We start from the raw sequence: 389 nt of genomic DNA, 5'->3' as shown, positions 1-389 counted from the left end.
TCGCGCTTGATCAGCAATTCTTTTGTAGTCAAGCACAATCAGCTTCCACTCTACCTTAAGGCCTCGATGCAAGCGGCTGATACCATACGCCTTTCTCGCGGTAGGGGCGGTGCGGAACGGTCCCGCGTGGCTTCCTGTGGATACTTTGTCCGCTCCCGATATTACTGGTAAAGTCGCGTTTACCACGCGCGGGCATGCGCGTATGTGCGAGCGCCTCAATATCCTGATGGAGTGCGGTTTCTGACCGAAGCGTCAGAAAAGTTTCAGCGAGATGAATTTTTCTGTTGCGGGGGCGGGAAGGCGGGGCTATATCCCCTCTCACCGAAGCGCTGGCGGCCAACGCCGCAGCAGCTGAGGGATCAGCCCACCGAGGATGGATCGCACGACGT

This window comes from Skermanella sp., from assembly GCF_059503625.1.
Note: the sequence above shows the minus strand (reverse complement) of the source record.